The sequence below is a fragment of the Nonomuraea sp. NPDC049400 genome, from assembly GCF_044466425.1.
In the GTDB taxonomy this organism is placed as follows: domain Bacteria; phylum Actinomycetota; class Actinomycetes; order Streptosporangiales; family Streptosporangiaceae; genus Nonomuraea.
Map to the genome: position 1 here is coordinate 1 of NZ_JBITMP010000002.1, position 21734 is coordinate 21734.

Annotated in this window: 23 protein-coding genes; 16 read left to right on the plus strand and 7 right to left on the minus strand. The window is 68.5% G+C overall.

Annotated features, from left to right (window positions below):
* Window positions 1-452 precede the first annotated feature (452 nt).
* Both ACIBVN_RS02025 and ACIBVN_RS02030 read left to right on the plus strand, forming a co-directional pair.
* Window positions 453-1841, plus strand: coding sequence for a glycoside hydrolase family 43 protein (locus ACIBVN_RS02025; protein WP_397131655.1), 1389 nt, complete (start codon window positions 453-455; stop codon window positions 1839-1841).
* On the plus strand, window positions 1838-5074 hold the full coding sequence (locus ACIBVN_RS02030) for an MGH1-like glycoside hydrolase domain-containing protein (protein WP_397131657.1): 3237 nt from the start codon (window positions 1838-1840) through the stop codon (window positions 5072-5074). The genes ACIBVN_RS02025 and ACIBVN_RS02030 overlap by 4 nt, the downstream gene beginning before the upstream one ends.
* A 69-nt stretch (window positions 5075-5143) precedes the next feature.
* On the opposite strand, the gene ACIBVN_RS02035 is transcribed toward ACIBVN_RS02030, so the two are convergent.
* Window positions 5144-5977: an oxidoreductase gene (locus ACIBVN_RS02035; RefSeq protein ID WP_397131659.1), complete on the minus strand. Its 834-nt coding sequence runs from the start codon at window positions 5975-5977 to the stop codon at window positions 5144-5146.
* 100 nt (window positions 5978-6077) lie between these two features.
* Between ACIBVN_RS02035 and ACIBVN_RS02040 the strand changes: the two genes are divergently transcribed.
* Complete coding sequence (locus ACIBVN_RS02040) at window positions 6078-6224, plus strand: hypothetical protein (RefSeq protein WP_397131661.1); 147 nt, start codon at window positions 6078-6080, stop codon at window positions 6222-6224.
* Between the two features lie 8 nt (window positions 6225-6232).
* Here the strand turns inward: ACIBVN_RS02040 and ACIBVN_RS02045 are convergent, their stop codons facing one another.
* The gene (locus ACIBVN_RS02045; protein WP_397131663.1) at window positions 6233-6496 is read right to left on the minus strand and encodes a hypothetical protein; all 264 of its coding nucleotides are present in this window, start codon (window positions 6494-6496) and stop codon (window positions 6233-6235) included.
* Window positions 6497-6844: 348 nt separating this feature from the next.
* Between ACIBVN_RS02045 and ACIBVN_RS02050 the strand changes: the two genes are divergently transcribed.
* Both ACIBVN_RS02050 and ACIBVN_RS02055 read left to right on the plus strand, forming a co-directional pair.
* Window positions 6845-7213, plus strand: coding sequence for a peptidase inhibitor family I36 protein (locus ACIBVN_RS02050; RefSeq protein WP_397131665.1), 369 nt, complete (start codon window positions 6845-6847; stop codon window positions 7211-7213).
* Window positions 7214-7291: 78 nt separating this feature from the next.
* Window positions 7292-8185, plus strand: a complete 894-nt coding sequence (locus ACIBVN_RS02055; protein ID WP_397131667.1) for a hypothetical protein — start codon at window positions 7292-7294, stop codon at window positions 8183-8185.
* A 134-nt stretch (window positions 8186-8319) separates the two neighbouring features.
* On the opposite strand, the gene ACIBVN_RS02060 is transcribed toward ACIBVN_RS02055, so the two are convergent.
* Both ACIBVN_RS02060 and ACIBVN_RS02065 read right to left on the minus strand, forming a co-directional pair.
* Entirely contained in the window at window positions 8320-8466 is a 147-nt protein-coding gene (locus ACIBVN_RS02060) for a hypothetical protein (RefSeq protein WP_397131669.1), read from the minus strand.
* Window positions 8450-9331: a pectinesterase family protein gene (locus ACIBVN_RS02065; RefSeq protein WP_397131671.1), complete on the minus strand. Its 882-nt coding sequence runs from the start codon at window positions 9329-9331 to the stop codon at window positions 8450-8452. Before ACIBVN_RS02065 ends, ACIBVN_RS02060 begins: the two co-directional genes overlap by 17 nt.
* A gap of 168 nt (window positions 9332-9499) precedes the next feature.
* On the opposite strand from ACIBVN_RS02065, the gene ACIBVN_RS02070 reads away from it, so the two are divergent.
* The 4 genes from ACIBVN_RS02070 (at window position 9500) to ACIBVN_RS02085 (ending at window position 14211) form a co-directional block, all read left to right on the plus strand.
* Window positions 9500-12454, plus strand: coding sequence for an endo-1,4-beta-xylanase (locus ACIBVN_RS02070; RefSeq protein ID WP_397131673.1), 2955 nt, complete (start codon window positions 9500-9502; stop codon window positions 12452-12454).
* Window positions 12455-12832: 378 nt separating this feature from the next.
* Window positions 12833-13150, plus strand: a complete 318-nt coding sequence (locus ACIBVN_RS02075) for an antitoxin VbhA family protein (protein WP_397131675.1) — start codon at window positions 12833-12835, stop codon at window positions 13148-13150.
* Window positions 13147-13764 (plus strand): Fic/DOC family protein, encoded by a 618-nt coding sequence (locus ACIBVN_RS02080; protein WP_397131677.1) that lies wholly within the window; start codon window positions 13147-13149, stop codon window positions 13762-13764. Before ACIBVN_RS02075 ends, ACIBVN_RS02080 begins: the two co-directional genes overlap by 4 nt.
* A 141-nt stretch (window positions 13765-13905) precedes the next feature.
* Window positions 13906-14211: a sugar-binding protein gene (locus tag ACIBVN_RS02085; protein WP_397132378.1), complete on the plus strand. Its 306-nt coding sequence runs from the start codon at window positions 13906-13908 to the stop codon at window positions 14209-14211.
* Window positions 14212-14529: 318 nt separating this feature from the next.
* Here the strand turns inward: ACIBVN_RS02085 and ACIBVN_RS02090 are convergent, their stop codons facing one another.
* Window positions 14530-14769: a hypothetical protein gene (locus ACIBVN_RS02090; RefSeq protein ID WP_397131679.1), complete on the minus strand. Its 240-nt coding sequence runs from the start codon at window positions 14767-14769 to the stop codon at window positions 14530-14532.
* Window positions 14770-14782: 13 nt separating this feature from the next.
* Here ACIBVN_RS02090 and ACIBVN_RS02095 point away from each other — a divergent pair, with 13 nt between their 5' ends.
* Complete coding sequence (locus ACIBVN_RS02095; RefSeq protein WP_397131681.1) at window positions 14783-14980, plus strand: hypothetical protein; 198 nt, start codon at window positions 14783-14785, stop codon at window positions 14978-14980.
* A gap of 128 nt (window positions 14981-15108) precedes the next feature.
* On the opposite strand, the gene ACIBVN_RS02100 is transcribed toward ACIBVN_RS02095, so the two are convergent.
* On the minus strand, window positions 15109-16356 hold the full coding sequence (locus ACIBVN_RS02100; RefSeq protein WP_397131683.1) for an MFS transporter: 1248 nt from the start codon (window positions 16354-16356) through the stop codon (window positions 15109-15111).
* A gap of 64 nt (window positions 16357-16420) precedes the next feature.
* Here ACIBVN_RS02100 and ACIBVN_RS02105 point away from each other — a divergent pair, with 64 nt between their 5' ends.
* On the plus strand, window positions 16421-16966 hold the full coding sequence (locus ACIBVN_RS02105) for a CGNR zinc finger domain-containing protein (protein WP_397131685.1): 546 nt from the start codon (window positions 16421-16423) through the stop codon (window positions 16964-16966).
* Window positions 16967-16997: 31 nt separating this feature from the next.
* Here the strand turns inward: ACIBVN_RS02105 and ACIBVN_RS02110 are convergent, their stop codons facing one another.
* A complete protein-coding gene (locus tag ACIBVN_RS02110; RefSeq protein ID WP_397131687.1) occupies window positions 16998-17642 on the minus strand; it encodes a TetR/AcrR family transcriptional regulator in 645 nt (214 codons plus the stop codon).
* A 60-nt stretch (window positions 17643-17702) separates the two neighbouring features.
* Here ACIBVN_RS02110 and ACIBVN_RS02115 point away from each other — a divergent pair, with 60 nt between their 5' ends.
* From ACIBVN_RS02115 to ACIBVN_RS02135, 5 genes are all read left to right on the plus strand, one after another.
* On the plus strand, window positions 17703-17993 hold the full coding sequence (locus tag ACIBVN_RS02115; RefSeq protein ID WP_397131689.1) for an antibiotic biosynthesis monooxygenase: 291 nt from the start codon (window positions 17703-17705) through the stop codon (window positions 17991-17993).
* Between the two features lie 58 nt (window positions 17994-18051).
* Complete coding sequence (locus tag ACIBVN_RS02120; protein WP_397131691.1) at window positions 18052-18969, plus strand: ATP-binding cassette domain-containing protein; 918 nt, start codon at window positions 18052-18054, stop codon at window positions 18967-18969.
* Complete coding sequence (locus ACIBVN_RS02125) at window positions 18959-19729, plus strand: ABC transporter permease (RefSeq protein WP_397131693.1); 771 nt, start codon at window positions 18959-18961, stop codon at window positions 19727-19729. The genes ACIBVN_RS02120 and ACIBVN_RS02125 overlap by 11 nt, the downstream gene beginning before the upstream one ends.
* A complete protein-coding gene (locus tag ACIBVN_RS02130) occupies window positions 19726-20523 on the plus strand; it encodes an ABC transporter permease (RefSeq protein WP_397131695.1) in 798 nt (265 codons plus the stop codon). The genes ACIBVN_RS02125 and ACIBVN_RS02130 overlap by 4 nt, the downstream gene beginning before the upstream one ends.
* 83 nt (window positions 20524-20606) lie before the next feature.
* Entirely contained in the window at window positions 20607-21668 is a 1062-nt protein-coding gene (locus tag ACIBVN_RS02135; protein ID WP_397131697.1) for a LacI family DNA-binding transcriptional regulator, read from the plus strand.
* The last annotated feature ends 66 nt before the right edge of the window (window positions 21669-21734 follow it).

The following is a 21734-nucleotide window of genomic DNA, read 5'->3' on the forward strand; positions in this document are numbered from 1 at the left end:
AGGGAGCCACACCAGCGGCAGACGACTGAGAGCCACACCCGCCCCTCCCGGGGCATCTGAACCCTACGAGCTCAGACGCTTCAACGGTAGGGACGGCTGACCCGCTGGCCTTCGTGATCGTGTCCCACTGTGTTTCCTTCTGAGGGGTGTTCCGTTGCTTCGGAACCTCACGGTACGGGGCGGGCCCTTGGCGTCCCCTTTGTGCTGCATGAACGTTTCATGAGTTCATCGAAAGCCTTTTCGGCGATATGAAACTGTAACTGAGCTGCTCCCTAGCTGATCAGCAAAGGTGAGCGCAAAGATCCGCAGTTCACGGTGTGTGCGCGTGGTTGCGGCGGGCGATTGACAGGCCCTGCCCGGCCGTTCTACGTTCCCGAAAACCTTTTAGGTAGACCGCTTCGATCCCTGTTAGCGCTAACACTAGCGATCGCTAGATTGTAAGGGGCGAACTCATGAGACGACGCTGGGCAGCGGCCCTCACCGCGGCACTCGTGCTCATCCTCGGCAATGCCACGCCCGCGAACGCGGGCGCGCCGATCACCACCGCGATCTACACGGCCGACCCGGCCGCGCTGGTCGTCGGCGACACCCTGTACCTCTACACCGGCCACGACGAGGCACCGCCGGGCGGCACGAACTTCGTCATGCGCGACTGGCACGTCTTCACCTCGAGCGACGCCACCAACTTCACCGACCAGGGCGCCAAGCTCTCGATCTCGAACTTCTCCTGGGCGGGCGCCGACGCCTGGGCGGGCGAGGTCGAGCGCGGCGCGGACGGCAAGTACTACTGGTACGTCCCGGTCAACGGCAACGGCGCAGGCTGGATGGACATCGGCGTGGCCGTCGGCGACAGCCCGCTCGGCCCGTTCCGCGACGCCAAGGGCGGCCCGCTGATCAGCGACAGCACCCCCAACTCCTCCCCGCTCAACATCGACCCGACCGTCTTCACCGACGACGACGGCCAGGTCTACATGTACTGGGGCTCCTACTACGGCCTGCGCGCGGTCAAGCTCAACGCCAACATGACCTCCATGCAGGGTTCGGTGATCACGCCGAGCGGCGTGTCGAACTTCTGGGAGGCCCCCTGGATGTTCAAGCGCAACGGCGTCTACTACCTCGCCTACGCGGCCAACGACTCGGCCTGCTCGGCACCGGGCTACGCCTGCATCCGCTATGCCACCGCGAGCAACCCGCTCGGTCCGTGGACGCACCGGGGCGTGGTGCTCGACCAGGTCAGCTCGACCACCAACCACCCGGCGATCATCGAGTACAAGGGCCAGTGGTACATGGTCTACCACAACGCCGCCGCCCCGGGCGGGGGCAACTTCCGCCGCTCGGTGACCATCGACAAGCTCTACTTCAACGCCGACGGCACCATGCAGAAGGTCGTACAGACCGGCGGGCCCACCACTCCGGGCAACCTGGCGGCCAGCGCCACCCCGTCCACCTCCTACGTCTCGCCGTGGGAGACGCTCGCCGCGGTCAACGACGGCTACACCCCGGCGAACTCGGCCGACCACAGCCACGGCGCCTACGGCAACTGGGACCACCAGGGCACCGAGTGGATCGAGTACCGCTGGGCCGGCGCCCAGAACATCTCCAGGATCCAGACCTACTGGTTCGACGACGACCTGGGCATCGACCTGCCGGCCTCGTGCCAGGTGCAGTACTGGAACGGCAGCGCCTACGTCAACGTGCCCGGCCAGTCGTCCTGCGGCGTGGCGGGCAACACCTTCAACACCACGACGTTCACCTCGGTCAACACGACCCGGCTGCGGCTGAACATCACCTCCAAGTCCGGATACTCGACCGGCGTGCTCGAATGGAGGGCCTTCTCATGAGGCGTGTCTTAGTCGCCCTGCTCCTCGTCATGGGTCTGGTGGCGTTACCGGCCCAGGCCGACCAGACCATCGGCTTCCCGACGTTCAACGGCCCGGCCATCCCCGCGCCGCCGGGGTCGTACACGACCGGCAACATGATGCAGGCCATCTACAACGCCGAGAGCTCCGGCACCGACTTCTGGATGGACCGGCTGCTGGCCCGCTCGGGCAACGACCCGGCCGGCACGTGGCTCATGTCGCGCGGACGTGCGCTGTTCATGAAGACCCACACGCCCGGCACGCTGGGCTTCGCCGGCCAGGCGGCGTACTGGGAGAGCATCAGCAACAACAACGCCTTCACCGTCGCCGTCACCCCCGGCACCTTCACCGAGCAGGTGAACTCGCGCTGGCAGGCGCCCAGCTACTGGAAGAGCCGGCACACCAGCGGCTCCATCACGGTCGACCAGACGAAGTTCATCACCGAGAACAACGTGGCCGTGGCCAACCTGGCCATCACCAACGGCGGCTCCGCCTCGACGACGCTGCAGCTGCGGGCCACCTCGCCGTACGCCACCACCGGCAGCGGCAGTGAGCTGACCGGCCAGGTGAACGCCTACAACAACCTCACCACGCTCTACCCGAGGCTCACCGGCGACGGGTTCACAGTCTCCAGCGGCGGCCTCAACAGGTCCGTGACGGTCGCGGCGGGAGCGACGGCCACCGTCAAGGTCGTCATGGGGTTCGTCACGAACGAGATCCCGGCCTCCCGCACCGAATACGACGCCTACGCCGGCTACACGCCCGCCACCGCGTTCGCCACGCACGTGCGCGCCTACAACAAGTGGTGGGCCGACAACGTCCCCTACATCGACGTGCCCGAGCCGGCCATCAAGAAGAACATCTACTACCGCTGGTGGCTGATGCGCTTCAACCACCTCGACGCCGACATCCCCGGGCAGACGTTCCAGTTCCCCACCTCCGTCGAGGGCGCGCTGGGCTACAACAACGCGATCGTGCTGACCCAGCCCATGCACATCGACGACCTCAAGTACCTGCGTAACCCGATCTACGGGTACGGCGACTGGCTGAGCGTCGGCCAGGTCTCCAAGAACGGCCGCTTCGTGGACAACCCGGGCGACCCGGAGAACTGGTCGAACAGCTACACGCAGTACATCGGCGAGGCAGCCTGGAAGAGCTATCAGATCCACGGCGGCCAGCCCGCCATCGCCGCGAACCTGGCCCGCTACGCCGAGCAGGACGTCAAGGGCCAGCTGTCCTACTACGACACCGACAACAACAAGCTCATCGAGTACGACTGGGGCGCCCTGACGGGCAACGACGCGGACGCCGTCTCCTTCCACTGGAGACCCAACCAGAGAATGGACCGCGCCGAGGCCGCCTACCAGTACAGCGGGGCGCTGGCCGCCGCGCAGGCGTACGAGGCGATCGGCAACACGGCCAAGGCCAACGAGATGCGCACGCTGGCCACCCAGATCCAGAACGCCATCGTGAACGTGCTGTGGAACCCGAACAGGCAGCTGTTCGAGCACCGGCTGAAGCCCACCAACGAATGGGTGCCGTGGAAGGAGATCAACAACTACTACCCGTTCGCCGTCGGCGCGATCCCCAACACCGCCACCTACAAGCAGGCACTGCGCCTCTTCGACGATCCGGCGCAGTATCCGATCTTCCCCTTCTACACCGCCAACCAGGCCGACAAGGCGGCCTCGGGCACCGGCAGCAACAACTTCTCCACGATCAACTCCACCGTGCAGTTCCGCCTGCTCTCCTCGGTGCTGCGGAACTACTCCAACGAGTGGATCGACACGACCTGGTACAAGAAGCTGCTCTACTGGAACGCCTGGGCGCAGTACATCAACGGCAACACCCAGTATCCGGACGCCAACGAGTTCTGGGCGGACTGGAACGGCTCGTCGATCACGTACCGCTCGTGGATCCACCACAACATCCTGGGCAGCAGCAACTGGACCGTGATCGAGGACGTCGCCGGGCTGCGGCCGCGCAACGACGCCAAGGTGGAGCTCTCGCCGATCAACATCGGCTGGTCCCACTTCACCGTCAACAACCTGCGCTACCGCAACGCCGACCTGACCATCGTCTGGGACGACCCCGCCGACGGCGTCGTGCGCTACCCGGGCGTGCCCGAGGGCTACTCGATCTTCATTAACGGCAGCCGGGCGGCCACGGTGTCGTCGCTGGTGCCGTTCACGTGGGACCCGGCCACCGGTAACGTCACCACCAGCGGGACCGTCACGCACCACGTGGCCGTGCCCGGGCTCCAGGCGCCCACGCAGGTCGTCCACTCCAGCGCCCGCATGGTCGACATGCTGGCCAAGGCGGGCGTCGATCTGACCGACAACCTCACCAACCTCGCCGCCGACGCCACCGCCACCGCTTCCACCACCGCCTCGGGCAGCTCCGCGGCGGGGGCGAAGGACGGGTTCCCGATCAACGAGCCGTTCTGGGGCGGCACCACCGCGGGGCAGGACTGGTACGAGCTGAACTTCGGCGCGACCCGCACGTTCAACGAGGTCCGGCTCTACTTCAAGGACAGCCGGCCGGCCAGCTCGACCTATCGGGCGCCGGCGTCGTACACGATCCAGTACCACAACGGCAGCGCCTGGGTGGACGTGCCCGGCCAGGCCAAGACCCCGGCCGCGCCACGGGCCAACTACAACGTCGTCCAGTTCACCGCGATCAACGCGCAGCGGATGCGGGTGCTGTCCACGGCGGCCTCCGGCGCCAGGACCGGGCTCACCGAGGTCAAGGTCCACAACCGGGGCGGCGTGCAACCGCCCCAGAACCCCAACCTGGCGCTGGCGGCCACGCCGTCGGCGTCGTACACCTCGTCGTGGGAGAGCGTGGCCGCGGTCAACGACGGGATCGACCCGCCGTCGTCCAACGACACCGTCAACCCGCGCTGGGGCTGCTGGCCGGAGACCGGGCAGCAGTGGGTGGACCTCACGTGGTCCTCGGCCCAGTCCCTGAAGCGGGCCGAGGTGTACTTCTTCGACGACGACCAGGGGATCGACATGCCGGCGTCGTGGAAGCTGCAGTACTGGAACGGCAGCGCGTACGTGGACGTGCCGGGCGCGTCGGCGTACACGCTGAACAAGAACGCCTACAACAGCCTCACCTTCACCGCCACGAGCACGACCCGCCTGCGGGTGCTGCTCACCGGTAACGGCAGCAACTCCGTGGGCCTCCTGGAGGTCAAGGCCTACGCCGGCTGACGCCGCGGCAGGGGGCGTGCTCCCACGGCACGCCCCCTGCCGCTCGGCGTCGCCGGGCGGGGCGGATGATCAGCTCGTTCGGTAGTCGGTGCCGAGCGTGACGTCGCGCCACACCTCGAACCCGGTCCTGAGCGCGTCGAGGCGGGCGCAGGCGATGTCGTAGGCGGCCTGGCCCAGCAGCAGGCGCAGCGGCGGCTCGCCGGCCTGGACGGCGGCGATGATCGCCTCCGCCGCGCGCCCCGGATCGCCTGGCTGGTGGCCGTAGGTGGCCAGGGTGGAGGTACGGCGCACACCCGCGGTCTCCGCGTAGTCGTCGATGCGGACGGGGGACTGGCGCATGGAAGGCCCGGGCCAGTTCGTACGGAACGCCGCCGGCTCGACGATCGTCACCTTGATGCCCAGCGCCGCGACCTCGGCCGCCAGCGATTCGGAGATGCCCTCGACGGCGAACTTGGTGGCGTGGTAGTACCCCGTCGCCCCGAACGCCGCCAGGCCGCCGAGCGAGGAGATGTTCACGACGTGGCCGCTCCTGCGGGCGCGCATGCCCGGCAGCACGGCCTTGGTGACGTCGATCAGCCCGAACACGTTGGTGTCGAACAACGCGCGGACCTCGTCGTCCTGGCCCTCCTCGACGGCCGCCAGGTAGCCGTAACCCGCGTTGTTGACCAGGACGTCGATGCGGCCGAAGGCGGAGTCCGCCTGCTTGACCGCCTCCGCGATCTGGGCCTTGTCGGTGACGTCGAGCGGGAGGGCCACGGCCCGGTCGCCGTGCTCGGCGACGAGGTCGGCCACCTGCCGGGGGTCGCGGGCGGTGACCGCCGCGCGCCAGCCGCGTTCCAGCACGGCGGTGGCCAGCGCGCGGCCCAGGCCGGTGGAGCAGCCGGTGATGAACCAAACGGACATGAGTTGTATATCTCCCAGTACATGGGCATGGCGAAACAGCGCCTCGGCCAACATTCGGCCAGGTGCGCCCGGGCCGGCGATCGGGAGTTAGCGTGGAGCCATGAGGCTCGTCGGGCTCGTCATCGCCTGCGCCGGGCTGCTGCTCGCGGCACTGACCGGCGACTTGATCGGCATCGTGGTGGGACTCGCGATGGTGGTGACCGGCTCGGTCATCTACGTCACCCACCACGACGGCACCGTCTTCTGACACCCGCCTCAGCGAAGGCGGCCCGCTCCGGCTCCCGCGGGGACGAGGGCGCGCAGCGCTCGGGGCGGGTGGACGCGGGTGAACAGCGCCGGAGTCCAGCCTGCGTCCGAACCGACGGCCGTGCCGTTCGCCGCGTTGTACGCCGCGTTGTACGCGGCCACCAGGTTGTCCTTGGCGGTGATCGCAGTGCCGTTGAGCACCGACAGGACCTTCGCCGCCGCGATGCCGTCGAAGGCGTTGCTCTCGGCGTAGACCTTGGAGCCGAGGCCCACACCGACGGCGAATTCCGGTGTCAGCTTCCGGTGCAGCCGCCGGCGCCCGCGTTCGCCGGCGTGGAGTTGAGCGCTTGCAAGGTCATGGCTGCGCCCAGAGAGGGCAATTCTAGAGCGCGTGCTCTGTTATTGTGGCAGACATGCCTCGCCCACGAGTTCACGATCTTGATTGGTTCCTGGACGTCGCCGAGCAGCTGGTGGCCGACGGCGGTCCGGAGCGGTTCGCGGTGCGCCGGGGACAAGGGTCAATCTCGTGATGCACGAGGTCGTTCAAGGATCGTCTTCTGCCTCAGCTGAGAATCGCAGAGGCAAGGCCCCGGATGAAAACAACGGATCGGAGCATGACACGTGAAGCGTAAGACCACCCTCGCCGTCGCCGCGCTATTGCTGAGCGCCACAAGCCTGATCGGCTCGAATGCGACCGCTCATGCCAGCTCGGCCGCATCCGACTGCCCTGCGTTCTGCATATACGAGCATGACGACTTCAACTTCTGGGGCGGGCGTTTGGTGGTCTTCTGGCCAGAAGGCCCCTGCCGGAACGTGCACAGCAGCAGGAACAACATGGCGAGCTCGATGATAAACAATACAAGCCGATCCGTAAGGCTGTATGACCGCAAGAATTGCGCCGGTCCGGTGGGCTACACCGCCAAGCGCAACAGCGAAGACAAGGACTTCACCAACAACGGCTTCGACAACAAGCTGAGCTCAATGAGATAGCCGTCGCGCCAGAAGGGGCGGAGTGTGCACTCAGCGGCATCGCCGCCACACTCCGCCCATGTTTCACAGGAGCTCAACGTGCCCGTTCGGCTGAGTAGCGCTGTTCTCGTTCTGGTCGTCGCAGCCAATGGTTGCTCGGCGGCGACGGCAGGTTCCCCCTCCGAGAGCGGAACGAGGACCGCTTCCGTCACGAACGTTCCGCCCGCGGGGGAAGAAGCGCGGAAGCTCGTTGTCCCGTTCGACGCGTACAACTTCTCCCCGGCCGAGATCATGACGATCGAGGCCGCGCAGGATCTCCTCATCCGTGACTGCATGCGCGGCAAGGGGGTGAAGTGGAAACTCTTGCCCCTCCCGGCCGAGGACGACATCGAACCGCAGAACCGCCGCCGTTACGGCGTCATCGAGCCGCAAATCGCCCAGTTCTTCGGCTACCACGCCCCGCTCGACCGGCCATCGGTGGCTCGGCACAACGCGGAACGGGACGCCCGGTTGAAGAAACTGTCGCCTGCGGCGCGGCGTGCCGTTTACGGCGACCCCGCCAATGACGCGGAAGGATGTTCGGACAAAGCCCAGGCGCACCTTTTGAAGGACGCTCCGGAGACCGACGCGTCCTTGTTCAACACGCTTATTCGGCAGACTTTTGACCGATCCCGGCGTGACGGAGATGTCGTGCGGGCCTTCCGTGCCTGGAGCGCATGCGTGCAGAAAAAAGGGTTTCAGTACCCAGACCCGCTCGCGGCCATCACCGATGAGCGGTGGATGAAGACCGAGAGGCCCTCCCGTCAGGAAATCATGGCGGCGGAGACGGACGTGTGGTGCAAAAAGAAGAGTGATCTTGTTTTCATCTGGGCCGCGACGGAGAAACGCATTCAGCAAGACGCCGTTCATGCTCACGCAGAGTATTTTCGGACACTCAAGACCCGCAAGGATCGGCAACTCGATGCCGCCCGCTGGGTCCTCGCCCGCGGGTGAAGTCCGGCCGTGACGCCGCCGGCGTGTTCCGTGCCGTGGCGAAACGGCGTTCACGGACGCCGATCTGTTCTCCGAGGCGGGCGGCCAAGCACAGGGCTTCGTCGATGGCCGCACCCGTTGGGAGATCGCGCCTTTCACATAGATGATCTCGGGGTGTTGTCGGCCGGGTTCCCGAGCGCCGCCACGAGCTCGGCCCCGGTCCTGACGACGTGGACGTCCTCGGGGCGGGCGGCCGAGCCGCCGGTGGTGGCCGACGCCCGGCCGTCATTGCGCGGGAGCACCTCGCGGCCGGGCTCGCGCGGGATCGGGCAGGTGCCGGCGGACCGGGTTCCAGCCGTCGCCGCCCGCCAGGTACTTCTCGGGGGTGAAGGCGGCGGCCTGATCGGGGCCGAGCTGCGGCCGGTCGTCGTTGACGGTCGCGCCCGGGCCGTAGTTGCGGTACTCGGACAGGCGGGCGTCCCGCCAGCTCAAGCCGGACATGTCGGTCCACGGCGCGTCCTTGATCTGCTGGCCCAGCCACGACTCGCGCACCAGCACCTGGCCGCGGGCCGTGGCCGAGCCGCCCGCCGGCCACGGGCGGCCCAGGTGGAAGGTGCGGGCGGGCGCGTCGCTGGTGAGGTGGCTGCGGTAGATCAGGAAGCCGTACGGGTTGCTCAGCTCGGTGCTGGCGGCCGTCACATAGCCGTTGTTGTCGGCGCTGCCGCGCGTCTTCCCCTTGATCAGGCAGTGGTCGAAGACGGCGGTGGCGCGGCCGAAGATGAAGTCGACGTCGCCCTCGACGTAGCAGCCGGTGAAGTACTGCCTGGCGACCGTCGTGGCCGAGGCGGTGTTGGCGTACAGGGTGTCCTGGTTGCCGATGAAGCGCACGTTGTCGTACACCTGCCGGTCGCCCGTCGTCCGCACGGCCACGGCCTGGCTGTTGCCATGGGCGGCCTCGTAGTAGGCGTTCTCGAAGGTGAGGTTGCGGGCGGTGAAGTCGGGGGCGCTGATCGTGTACGAGGCGCTGCCGGAGGTGCCGTACGGTCCCGAGCCGTCCGGCTTCTGCGTGGCCGCGGAGGCGTCGAACGTGAGCACCACCTCGCGGGGATCCCGCGTGTCGCCGACCAGGTGGCAACCTCGCCCGGGAATTGCGGCAATCGGTTGCATGAAATGCTGATCTAGTACCCTCACTCCGTCAATACTCTGCAGTGAAACGCACTATTGCTGCAACAATCGATTGCAAGATACCGGGCGATCTTGACCGCCGGAGCGCGCCGCCTCTACAGTCCGCCTGATATTTATCGGCGTTTCCCTGAAACTTTCATCGGGAGCATCGTGCGCACCCTTAGAGCCCTGGTGGCCGCCGCCCTGTTATGCCTCGTGCCCGCGGTGTCCGCGCACGCCGCGGCGGACGTCACGTACGACTTCGAGGACGGCACCACCCAGGGATGGGGTCCGCGCGGCGGCGGCGTCTCCGTGGCCGTGACGACGGACGCGGCCCACGGCGGGACCGGCAGCCTCCTGACCACCGGCAGGACCGCCACGTGGCACGGCGCGTCGATCAGCGCGCCGTTCGTCAGGGGCGTCGGTTACACCGTGACCGCGTACGCGCGGCTGGTGAGCGGCCTGCCGTCGAGCACGATCGCGCTGACCGTGCAGCGGACCCCGACCGGCGGCGACACGACGTACGAGCGGGTCGCGGCGGCCACCGTGACCGACGGCGGATGGGTGCGGCTCTCGGGTAACTACCTGTTCACCGCCGAGTCCGCCGGCGTGCAGCTCTACGCCGAGAGCTCCGACGCGACCAGCGATTTCTACCTGGACGACATCGTCATCACCCCGCTCGGCGACCCCACGCGCGAGCCGATCAGCAGCGACTTCGAGGACGGCACCGCGCAGGACTGGACGCCCAGGGCCGCCGCCGCGCTCGAGCCGAGTACGGCGGCCGCCCACGCGGGCAGCCGCGCGCTGGCGGTGAGCGGCCGGTCGGCCTCTTGGGACGGCCCCGCGCTGAACGTGCTCGGCCGGATGGCCAAGGGCGACAAGTACGCCCTGTCGGTGTGGGTGCGGCTCGGACCGGACACCGCCTCGGGCCGGCTCGGCCTGTCGATCGAGCGCAGGAGCGGCGGCACCACGAGCTACGAGCGCGTCGTCTCGCCGAAGGACGTGCCGGCCGGCGAGTGGGTGCGGCTGTCCGGCACGTACACGCTCGCGTACGACGTCGACTTCCTCAGCCTGTACGTCGAGTCCGACAGCGGCACTTTCCCCTTCTACCTGGACGACTTCTCCATGACCTACGTCCAGCCCAAGCCGATCCAGACCGACATCCCCGCGCTCAAGGACAAGGTGCCGTTCGTCATGGGATCGGCGTTCACCAGGCCCGACACGCTCGGCGTGCACGGCGAACTGCTGGCCAGGCACTTCAACGGCGTCACGCCCGGCAACGAGCTCAAATGGGACGCCACCGAGCCGAGGGAGGGCGAGTTCACCTTCACCGACGGCGACTACCTGGTGGACTTCGCCACCCGGCACGGCATGAAGATCCGCGGCCACACGCTCGCCTGGCACAGCCAGACCCCTGACTGGGTCTTCCAGAACGCCGGCAAGGAGCTGCTGCTCAAGCGCCTGGAAACGCACGTGCGCACGCTCGTGACCAGGTACAAGGGCAAGATCGCGGCCTGGGACGTGGTCAACGAGGTCATCGACGAGAACCAGCCCGACGGCCTGCGTCGCTCCAAGTGGTACGAGATCGCCGGACTCGACTTCATCCGCACGGCCTTCCGCGTCGCCCACGAAGCCGACCCGGACGCCAAGCTCTTCATCAACGACTACAACACCGAGTTCCCCCGCAAGCGGGAGGCCCTGTACGCGCTGGTCAAGCGGCTCAAGGATGAAGGGGTGCCGATCGACGGCGTGGGCCACCAGCTCCACCTGAACATCGAGCACCCGCCCGCCTCCTCCGTCGAGGCCACGATCGAGCGCTTCGCCACGCTCGGCGTGGACCAGCAGGTCACCGAGCTCGACGTCAGCATTTATACCGACTTCGTCTCCTCGTACGACACGATCCCGCCCGAGCTGCTCGTCCAGCAGGGGCACCGGTACAAGGAGCTGTTCGACGTCTTCCGGCGGCAGGCCGCGAAACTCAGCTCCGTGACGGTGTGGGGCGAGTCGGACGACGTGAGCTGGCTGCGGTCGTGGCCGATCCCGCGGCTGAACGCACCGCTGCTCTTCGACGACGAGCTGCAGGCCAAGGCCGCTTACTGGGGCGTCGTTGACCCGTCCCGGCTGGCGCCACTGGCACGGAGGCTGGCGGCGCCGGCCGGGACGCCCAAGGTGGACGGCAAGCGGGACCTCGAGTGGGACCTGCTGCCGGACTCGCCGGTCGCGCGCGTGGGCGACGTGTCCGCCGGGTTCCAGGCGCGCTCGTCCGCCAAGGGGCTCTACCTGCTCGCCGAGGTCACCGATCCGACCGTCGGCAAGGACGACCGGGTCACGTTCACCGTGGACGGCACGCCGTACGTTGTGGGGCGGGGCGGTGGTCCCTCTGGCGGCGCTACGGGCGGGCAGCATGGAGGGAAGGCGGCGGTGCGGCCGACCGCGACCGGGTACCGCGTCGAGGCGCTGGTCGGGACGGGCACAGACGTGAACGTCACCGTGCACGACTCCTCCGGCGAGGCCGTCTGGAACGGTAAGGTGACGCCGGCGCCCGCGGTCAAGCTCACCTCGGCCGCCCACCGCACGCCCGCGCTCGACGGCGTCGTGGACCGGGCCTGGTCGGCCGCGCCGGAGATCCGCACCGGGACCTGGATCCAGGGCACGTCCGGCGCCACCGCCAAGGTACGGTCGCTGTGGAACGGATCCACGCTGTACGTCCTCGCCCAGGTCGCCGACCCGGCTCTGAGCGAGGAATCCCCGAACCCCTGGGAGCAGGACTCCGTCGAGATCTTCGTGGACCCGGGCAACGGCAAGACCAAGGGTTACGAGGACGACGACGGGCAGTACCGCGTCAGTTTCTCGGGCCGGGTCACGGTCGGGGGGACGTTCGACGCGGGCGGCGTCAAGGACCACGTGAAGGCGGCGGCCAAGACGGTGCCCGGCGGATACGTCGTCGAGGCGGCCATCGACCTGCCCACGATCACCCTGGCGCCGGGCACGCTGCTGGGCTTCGACGTCCAGGTCAACGACGCCACCGGCACCGCCAGGACGAGCGCGGTGACCTGGAACGACAGCACGGGCCGCGCCTACCTGGACACCAGCCACTGGGGCGTCCTCCGGTTGGCCCGGGGGTAGGTGGGCCAGGGCGCATCCACCCGTTGCCCTACTGGGTGGTCGGCCTGCTGACACCCGCCCCGAGCGGTCCTCGCTGCGCTCGGGCTGTCTTCCTGGGGCGCGCCTGGCGGCGCGCAAGGTCTTCGCCAGGGGAGCGCTTCGCGCTCGGGGCTCAGGCGTTCTGATTGAGGCGCGCCTGCGGCGCGACGACACCTCCGGTGTCCAGTCGAGCCCCGCCCCTTGCCCTGTTACCGGCTGGGCCTGCTGATGCCCACCCCTGGCCGGGATGCCTTCGGGCAACCCGTTGACCGGGATGCAACGATTCAGCACTGGTCCTGACGCAAGGATTGCCAGTTCGGAGACTGACGAAATGTGTACACGATTGGGTACACTATAGCCATGCTGATCGAGACTCTGTCCGTGCGCGAGGCGCGTGAGCAACTGCCTCGCGTGCTGGAGCGGTTCCGCAAGGGCGACCGTACGCCGGTGGGCGTGGGGTCGCATCGCAAGACCGAAGCGGTCATGGTTCCGGTCGAGGTGTTTGATGAACTCACTGCGGAGCGGGCGAAGTCACTGACGGAGGCCATGGCGTCGGTGCGGGCTGAAGGATTCACAGCGGGCGCTGAAGCCGAGGCCATTACTGAACGCTGGGCGCGTGGCGAGATCAGTACGGCGCAAATGCGTGAGCTCGTTCGAAGGCTGCACGGCCTGCCGTGACCATTGATCCGTATGCCGACCCCTCCAGTGGTGTGCTGCGGAACCGCCTTGGAATTGCCGATCCCAGGCGGCTGCGCCAGGTGGAAGCGGACTTGACGCTGGTGGCATTGGCGGACCTGCACACCAGGGTCCTGCCCGGGGGCTACGACCTCATCCATCTGTGCTCATTCCATCGCGAGATCTTCGGTGATCTCTACCCGTGGGCTGGTGAGATCAGGGTGGTTGGGATCGCGCGATCGGATCTGTTCTGCCTCCCGCAGCACATCGAGACGTACTCGGCGGAGGTTTTCGGTGCCTTGGCGAAGGAGCGTTACCTGCGTGGGCTCTCGCGCGACCAATTCGTTGACCGGTTGACTCACTATTTCGCAGAGGTCAACGCGATCCACCCGTTCCGCGAGGGTAACGGCCGTACGCAGCGTGCCTTCTTCCGCCAACTCAGTCGTGAAGCGGGTTGGCCCATCGACTGGTCCGATCTGGAACCAGACGGCAATGCGCGAGCGTCAAAGGCTTCGCTGCGCGGCGACAATGAGCCGCTTCGTGTGCTGCTCGACTCATTGCTGAGCCGTGAGCCGATCAAGGATGATTGGCTCGAATCACCAGAGTCCACGCCGTGATCAAGTTCTCGCGGGACGCATGAGACTGGCGAGAAGCCGCCCAACTGAACGTTTGTAAGCTTCTTCGGCGTGTTCTCCCTTCGCGGGTTTCCGCCGCGCCCGGCAGGGCGCTACCTCAACCGCTCCGGCTGCCATGTGATCGTGACCGCGAGCCCCCGACATGTCAGAAAAAGGGACCGCCCCGCGTATCTGAGACGTCGCGCCCCGGGCTGCGTCAAGGACCATGTGAAGGCGGCGGCCAAGACGGTGCCCGGCGGATACGTCGTCGAGGCGGCCATCGACCTGCCCACGATCACCCTGGCGCCGGGCACGCTGCTGGGCTTCGACGTCCAGGTCAACGACGCCACCGGCACCGCCAGGACGAGCGCGGTGACCTGGAACGACAGCACGGGCCGCGCCTACCTGGACACCAGCCACTGGGGCGTCCTCCGGTTGGCCCGGGGGTAGGTGGGCCAGGGCGCATCCACCCGTTGCCCTACTGGGTGGTCGGCCTGCTGACACCCGCCCCGAGCGGTCCTCGCTGCGCTCGGGCTGTCCTTCCTGGGGCGCACCTGGCGGCGCGCAAGGTCTTCGCCAGGGGAGCGCTTCGCGCTCGGGGCTCAGGCGTCCTCATTGAGGCGCGCCTGCGGCGCGACGACACCTCCGGTGTCCAGTCGAGCCCCGCCCCTTGCCCTGTTACCGGCTGGCCTGCTGATGCCCACCCGGACCGGGATGCCTTCGGGCCACCTTGAGCCGACGGGCCAACCCGGTTGGCGGGCCGGCTCGTCATGCCCGCTCTGCCAAGGTCATGGCAGACAGAATGTCTCGGGCCAGAGAAAGCCCGGAGGCAGCGACGAACTTGTATCGGTGGTCCATGGCTTTCGTGACGTCGGCCACGGTGCCAAACCCGTAGTCGAGCGGAATGGGACGGCCTTCCAGATCCAGAACCGCCCCTCCGGCCGCCTGAAGGATGTAATGACCAGTAGCGAGATCCCAAGTGGCGAACCCCTTGGCGAACTCGATCATGGCGTCCCGGGGGATGCGAACGAGGATCAGGGAGCATGTCACCCGTGGAGCCGTCGAGTACGAGCACTGCATAGAGGGCGGCTCGTACCTGATCCGCCGAACGGAGCGGAACGACGTCGGAAAGCCCGTGGTCATGGAGACCGGCCGTGGCATGACACGGATCGCCGTACTTGACCTCTGGAAGCTGATCGCCGTGGGTGACGTCGGCTAGGGCCGCCTGTTCGGTGTTCCGATCGTGCGGCATACGGCCTTGGACATCTCGTCGGTGCCGACGGTCCGCGCTGTGTGCGGGCAGATCCCGCGTCCGCGCTGGACGAACCCACGGCCCCTATCTGGGTCTCAGTTGTCGGCTATGTGATCAGATTCGCGGGAAGGGCCGGTCGGCACCGCGGCGGGCGTTGGCGGCGGCGAGGCGGTCCGGCTGGCGACGGCTGCCAGGATCGCACCTGCCACGGCTGCGGCCGCGGCGGCGCCGAAGGCGGTGGCGCCGGTGTCGTGGGGGCCGGTGAGCTGGCCGGCGACGGCGGTGCCCAGGCCGTAGCCGGCCCACATGAAGGTGTTGAGCCAGGCGAAGGCCTCGGTGCGGTAGTGGGCGGTGGCGTGGTCGGCGAGCAGGGCCGGCACGACCGCGTCGCGCGGCCCGGTCACCAGCCCGACAAGAGTGATCAGTACGGCGAGCGTCACGAAGCCGGGTGCCCAGCCTCCGCCGAGCAGGATGGCCGCCTCGGCGAGCGAGAGCAGGATGAGCAGGCGCCCGCCGGTGATGGGCCAGGCCCGCCCCCCGTACCCGAGAGTGCCGAGGAGGGCACCGGCCGACAGCAGGCCCATCAGCACGCCGGCGGAGGAGGCGGAGCCGAAGGCAGTGGCCGAGGCGACCGTGGCGATGCGCAGGCAGCCGAAGGCGAAGGTGCCGAAGGCGGCGATGGTCAGCAGCAGGAGGGTACGCCGGTGGGTGAGCGGCCCGGCCAGGCGTAGCCTGCCCGGTGGGGTGGGCGCTGCCTGCCGTACCGCGGCGGAGACCAGGAGGAGCGCGGTGCCGAGCAGGACGGCGGCGCCCGCGGCGGTCACCACGCTGTGGGCCGGAACGGCCAGGGTCAGGACCGGCACGAGCAGGGGGCCGGCGATGAACGTCAGCTCGTTGACGGCGTTGTCGACCGCGTAGGCGGCGGGCAGGGAGGCAGCGGGGACGAGGCGTGGCCAGGCGCTTCTGATGACTGATCCAGCGGGCGGGGTGGTGGCGCCGAGCAGTACTGCGGCGCCGATCATCAGGGTAGGCGGGGTGAGCAGGAGGAGAGCGTAAGCGAGGGCGTGGGTGGCCAGGTAGCCGGTCAGGGCCGGGCGGGGGCCGTACCGGTCGGCGATGCGCCCGCCGAGTGGCGCACACAGGGCCAGGGCCAGCGCGTGGCCGGTGAGTACGAGCCCGGCGGGGGCGTAGGAGCCGAGGCGGTCGACGGCGGCCAGTAACAGGGCGAGGCTCAGCACGGGTGTGCCGAGCTTGACGATGAGCCCGGTGACGAGCAGGTGAGGGACGCCCGGTTGGGCGAGCAGACGGCGATAGGGCGCGAACATGGTGAACTCCGTTACCATCTAACCAAATTATGCCTATGACACACGGAGAGGTGTTACTAGTCAAGTGGAAATAGCCTGTAACGTGACCCGGCAGGCGCCGCTGATCGCCGAGCTGGTCAACCTGGCCACGGCGCAATGGCGGGGCGGCGCCTCAGTGCGGCCACTGGCGGGCGAGGAACTGGCGACAGCGTTCGCCGCCCAGCTCGGCGACCGCGCGAGTGCATCCCTGCGCGCCGTCCCGGACGCGGGGCGGCATCTGGCCGAGCTGGCCACCGAGCTGCGGCAGGTGCTGCTGGCCGAGCATCCGGCGGACCAGGCGGGCCGCATCAACGCCATGATCCGCCGGTATGGCGCCCAGCCGTACCTGGTCGAGGATGTCGGCCAGCCGTTCCACCTGCATTTCCATGGTTCGGGTGGCACCCAGGTGGGGGCCCTGGGCGGCGAGTTCGCCACGGCGCTGGCCCTCATCGTGGACGGCTACGGCCCAGACCGCTTCGGGGCGTGCGAGGCGCACCAGTGTGAGGCGGTCTACATCGACCTGACCCGCAACGCCTCGCGCCGTTACTGCAGCACGGCGTGCACGGCTCGAGCCAAGACCGCTGCCTACCGCAGCCGCCGCCAAACCTGACCAAGGCTCGCCCGGACGATGGGATGGACGGTCATGATGTCCCGCCACTGGAGCAGAGGTGGGTGCTCAGCGTCCGGGTGACCCACTGCTCCCAGCGCTCCCGCGGCCAACCCCGCTCCTGCACGAAAAGCAGGTACAGCTCGGGGCTGAGCAGGCCGTACAGCAGGTCGGCGGCCTCCTCCACCGACACCTCGGCCCGCGCCCCGGGTTTGCCGACAAGCGCCTTGGCCGCACCCTGCTGGACGACATATCGGGGATCGACGTCGTGCGGCCACAGCGCGGCCACCTCGGGGTCGCTCGCGACCGCCGCCTCCAAGACCTTGCCGATCGGCGCGACGCGCTCCAGGACCGAGGTCGTGCCGGCGACGTAGGTGCGCAGCATGTCTTGGGCGGTGTCGGCGGCAAGCGCGGCGGTGTACCACGGCCGGTCCATCGTGGCCACCGGCTCGTCATCGCCCGCGATCGTGACGTCGACCAGCTCCTTGAGCAGGGCGCGCTTGTTGCCGAAGACGAAGTAGATCGTCTGCACCGCGACCCCGGCCTTCTCGGCGACGTCCTGCAGGTTCGTCGCCCCGTATCCGTCCTGCACGAACAGCTCCGATGCCGCCGCGAGGATGCGCCGACGCGTCTCTTTCGCCTTCTGAGCCCGCTTGTTCGTCCGCTTGACATCGCTCATAGCTAGAGTCTATCTCTAGATTAAGTCGCTAGAAGTCAACTCTAGAGAGCAGGTCCAGTCATGACGGTCATCAGTGTCACCCGCTTCCAGGCCGATCCCGCGGACGCCGAGCAGGTTCAGGCCCGGCACGCCGCTCTGGTCACCGCGATCAGAGCCGCTCACCCCGGCCTCACCGAGGCACGCCTCGGCCGGCTGAACGAGGAGACGTGGGTCGGCGTCTGGCGTTGGGATTCGGCCGCCAGCCTGCAGGCGGCCCGCCAAGCCGCGCCCGGCACCCCTGCGGCCGTCGCGGCGTTCTCGGTCGCCCGCGACGTCATGGCGGAGGACATCGAGGTCCTGGCCGAGCTCTGACCGCCTGCCCCGGCACCGGAACCCCGGAGCCGGGGCTTCCCCGAATCGAGGAGATGACATGATCGAAATCGACGCGTTGACCAAGGTGTACGGCTCGGCGCAGGTCCGGGCGGTCGACCAGGTGTCGTTGCGCATCCCCGCCGGATCGGTCTTCGGCTTCCTGGGACCCAACGGCGCCGGCAAGACCACCACTATCAAGATGCTGGCCGGCCTGCTGGCCCCCACCTCGGGGCAGGTCCGGCTGGGCGGTTTCGACGTGGCCCGGCAGCGTTCGGCCGCGATGGCGCAGTTCGGCGCCGTGCTTGAAGGCTCGCGCAACGTCTACTGGAGCCTGTCGGCCTGGCAGAACCTGATGTACTTCGGCCGGCTCAAGGGCCTGCGCAAGGCGCAGGTCGCCGAGCGTGCCAACGATTTGCTGACCGATCTGGGGCTGTGGGAGCGCCGCAACGAGAAGGTGGGCGGTTTCTCACGCGGCATGCAGCAGAAGGTCGCAATTGCCGCCGCTCTCATCGCCGGCCCGCCGATAGTGCTGCTGGACGAGCCGACCCTCGGCCTCGACGTAGAGGCCACCCGTACCGTCAAGCACTGGATCGCCGAGCAGGCCCGCGAACTCGGCACCACCATCCTGCTCACCACGCACCAGCTGGATGTGGCCCAGGAGCTGTGCGACCGGGTGGCCGTCATGCGCAAAGGGCGGCTCATCGCCGACCTGCCCACGCAAGAGCTGCTGGCGAGCTTCCGCGAACGCGATCGGTACGAGATCCGCGTGGAAGGAACGGCGCCACCCGGGTTCGACGCCGTCACCCGCGACGGTGTCACCACGATCAGCGTGCGGGTGAGCGGCCCGCGCGAGGTGTACGACGTGGTCGAGCGCCTGCGCACGCAGGGGGTCGTCCTGGAGTCGCTGACTCAGGTGCAGCCCGACCTGGAGGATGTGTTCCTCGCCATGGTGAACGAGGGGTCCCATGCTGGTTGACGTTTTGGGCGCGGAGATCGGCAAGGGCCTGCGCGTGCAGCTGGCCCACCCGATCGGGCATGTCATCACGCTGCTGATCAGCACCACCATGTATCTCGGCCTGCAGTTCGTGCTGGGCGAGGGCGAGCTGCGCCAAGACCTGCTGCCGCAGACGCTCGTAGCGATCGGCGGCTACTGGTTCCTGCAGTACGCCGCTCTGGTGATGGTGGCCGACCTCATCGAGGAGAAACGCGCCGGCACCTTCGCCCAGGCGCAGATGACCCCGGCGCCGCCGTGGCTGCCGATGCTCGGCCGGCTGATCACCGCCTCGGTGTTCGGCCTGGCAGTGGCCGCCGTCGCCGCGCTCGTCCCCATGCTGGTGGCCGGGATCACCGTCCCGCTGCGCTGGGCGGCGCTGGCGCCGGCCCTGCTGCTCGGGATGAACGTGCTGGCCTTCACGTTCCTGCTGGCGGCCCTCGCGCTGGTCTCCCCGATGATCGGCGCCGTGCAGTCGCTGTTCACCGCACTGGTACTGCTCCTTAACGGCTCGTTCCTGCCGCTCGCCTTCTATCCGGACTGGCTGGCCGTACTCGCCAGGGTCCTGCCCACCACGCTGGGCATCGAGGCGCTCACCCAGACGCTGTTCCAGGGCCGGACCCTGGCCGAGGTCTGGAGCGGAGGCACCCTGCCCTGGCTGCTCGCCCACACGCTCGCGCTCATCGCCGCCAGCGGCTTGCTGTTCGTCCGCAACCACCGCCGAGCTCTGCAGGAGTTCTCATGACCTTCGGCCGCGGATTCGCCGCAGAAGTCCGCAAGGGCCTGCTCAACCTCGCCGCCGGATGGCGCCAGGTCCTCATCCAGATGATCACTTTTCCGCTGTTCTACCTGCTCATCGTGCTGTTCATGGGGCGCGGGCAACTGCGCTCTGATCTGCTGCTGCCTGTACTGCTCGGCATGGTGGCGCTGACCTTCATCCACGAGCAGGTCAACCGGGTGTTCTGGAGCTACCTGGGCGACATCCAGTCCGGCGTGCTGGAACAGACCTACCTGACCCCGCTGCCCTCGGCCGCGCTCATCCTCGGTCGCCAAGTCGCCGCCGTGATCTCCGCTCTGCCCACCGCGCTGGCCGTCCTGACCACCGGCGCGGTCGCCGTCACCCTCCAGGGCAGGCAGGTGCCCTTCGACGCGCAGGTCATCGTGCCACTGGCCGCCATCGCGCTGGGCACCTGCGGACTGGCTCTCATCTTGTGCGGGCTGACCCTGGTGTTCAAACGCATCGAGATCATCACTCAGCTGTCCGTCGCCGTCTACGCCATCGCCGGCGGCACCCTGGTCCCCTTGGCCGCCATGCCCGACCCGATCGCCTTCCTCAGCCGGCTCCTGGTTCCCATCGCGCCCGGCATCGAGGCGATGCGGGACATCCTGCTCGGCGGGCATTCCTTGGCAGCCCTGCCCACGGGCTGGGGTCTTGGGTGGCTGGTGACCCAGCCGCTGCTCATCACCACCGTCGGGGTGGTCCTGTTCAACGGGCTCGAAAACCTCGCCCGACACCGCGGCACCCTCGGCCGCTATTAGGCCACGCAACGCCTCGGCGACGTACGCCGACAGCAACGGTCGACTTGCGGTGAGATGGCCGCGATCGCGACCCGGAGCCGTTCATGACCTCCACTCTTGGGCCCGACTACCATGTGATCGTGACCGCGAGCCCCCGACATGTCAGAAAAGGGGCCGCCCCGAGTATCCGAGACGTCGCCGCCGCGGCCGGCGTCTCGCACCAGACCGTCTCGCGCGTGCTGAACGACTCACCCCGGGTGCGGCCCGACACCCGCGCCGCGGTGCTGGCCGCGATCGAGCGGCTGGGGTTCCGCCCCAACCGGGCCGCCCGCACGCTCGGCCTCGGCCGGGCCAGCGGCGTCACCGTCGTGACCTCCAACACCATGCTGTACGGCTACGCCGCCACGCTTCAGGGCATCGAGGAGGCAGCGAGGACCGAGGGCGTGGCCCTGGGGATCAGGGTCGTGGAGTCCGCCGAGGTCGAGCAGACGGTCGACTACGTCAGCGATCCGAGCGCGGGCGGGCTGGTGGTGATCGCGTTCGACCCGCTGGGCACGGCGGTGGCGGAGGCGCTGCCGCCGCACATCCCTGCCGTCCTGGCCACTGAGCCGGTCGCGCCGGACCTGGGGCGGGTGGCGATCGCGCTGGACGAGCGCCGGGCCGCCGCCGACGCCACCCAGCACCTGCTCGACCTCGGGCACCGCACCGTCCACCACGTGGCCATCCCGTCCGAGGGGCGCGCCGGGGGACGGCACGAGGGCTGGCGTGACGCGCTGCGCCGGGCGGGCGCGGAGATCCCCTCGATGCTGGCAGGCGGGTGGGACCTCGAGTCGGCGTACGCGGCGGGGGAGCGGCTGGCCCGCTCGCCGGACGTGACGGCGATCCTGTGCGGGAACGACGACATCGCGCAGGGCGTGCGGCGGGCGCTCTACGACGCCGGGAAGGACGTGCCCGGGGATGTCAGCATCGTCGGCTTCGACGACATCCCGGGCTCGGCCTTCTGGACCCCGGCGCTGACCACGGTGCGGATGGACTTCGCGGGGTTGGGCCGGGCGTGCTTCCACGCTGCGCTGGCCGAGCTGGGCGGGCACCCGCAACCGGCCATCTCGCTGGTCCCGCCGCGCCTCATCGTCCGCGAGTCCACCGCCCCTCCGCGCCCGGCCTGACCCGGAACGCTTTGCGTGAGGTGCCGGCTGATCATCAGGCGCCGGATCTGGTTGGTGCCACCCGCG

What these genes read in the sequence shown, in the direction of transcription:
- ACIBVN_RS02025 (WP_397131655.1), top strand. Translation starts at nt 453, where the DNA reads ATGAGACGACGCTGGGCAGCGGCCCTCACCGCGGCACTCGTGCTCATC.
- ACIBVN_RS02030 (WP_397131657.1), top strand. Translation starts at nt 1,838, where the DNA reads ATGAGGCGTGTCTTAGTCGCCCTGCTCCTCGTCATGGGTCTGGTGGCG.
- ACIBVN_RS02035 (WP_397131659.1), bottom strand. Translation starts at nt 5,977, where the DNA reads ATGTCCGTTTGGTTCATCACCGGCTGCTCCACCGGCCTGGGCCGCGCG.
- ACIBVN_RS02040 (WP_397131661.1), top strand. Translation starts at nt 6,078, where the DNA reads ATGAGGCTCGTCGGGCTCGTCATCGCCTGCGCCGGGCTGCTGCTCGCG.
- ACIBVN_RS02065 (WP_397131671.1), bottom strand. Translation starts at nt 9,331, where the DNA reads ATGCAACCGATTGCCGCAATTCCCGGGCGAGGTTGCCACCTGGTCGGC.
- ACIBVN_RS02075 (WP_397131675.1), top strand. Translation starts at nt 12,833, where the DNA reads ATGCTGATCGAGACTCTGTCCGTGCGCGAGGCGCGTGAGCAACTGCCT.
- ACIBVN_RS02090 (WP_397131679.1), bottom strand. Translation starts at nt 14,769, where the DNA reads ATGATCGAGTTCGCCAAGGGGTTCGCCACTTGGGATCTCGCTACTGGT.
- ACIBVN_RS02095 (WP_397131681.1), top strand. Translation starts at nt 14,783, where the DNA reads ATGCGAACGAGGATCAGGGAGCATGTCACCCGTGGAGCCGTCGAGTAC.
- ACIBVN_RS02100 (WP_397131683.1), bottom strand. Translation starts at nt 16,356, where the DNA reads ATGGTAACGGAGTTCACCATGTTCGCGCCCTATCGCCGTCTGCTCGCC.
- ACIBVN_RS02110 (WP_397131687.1), bottom strand. Translation starts at nt 17,642, where the DNA reads ATGAGCGATGTCAAGCGGACGAACAAGCGGGCTCAGAAGGCGAAAGAG.
- ACIBVN_RS02115 (WP_397131689.1), top strand. Translation starts at nt 17,703, where the DNA reads ATGACGGTCATCAGTGTCACCCGCTTCCAGGCCGATCCCGCGGACGCC.
- ACIBVN_RS02120 (WP_397131691.1), top strand. Translation starts at nt 18,052, where the DNA reads ATGATCGAAATCGACGCGTTGACCAAGGTGTACGGCTCGGCGCAGGTC.
- ACIBVN_RS02125 (WP_397131693.1), top strand. Translation starts at nt 18,959, where the DNA reads ATGCTGGTTGACGTTTTGGGCGCGGAGATCGGCAAGGGCCTGCGCGTG.
- ACIBVN_RS02130 (WP_397131695.1), top strand. Translation starts at nt 19,726, where the DNA reads ATGACCTTCGGCCGCGGATTCGCCGCAGAAGTCCGCAAGGGCCTGCTC.
- ACIBVN_RS02135 (WP_397131697.1), top strand. Translation starts at nt 20,607, where the DNA reads ATGACCTCCACTCTTGGGCCCGACTACCATGTGATCGTGACCGCGAGC.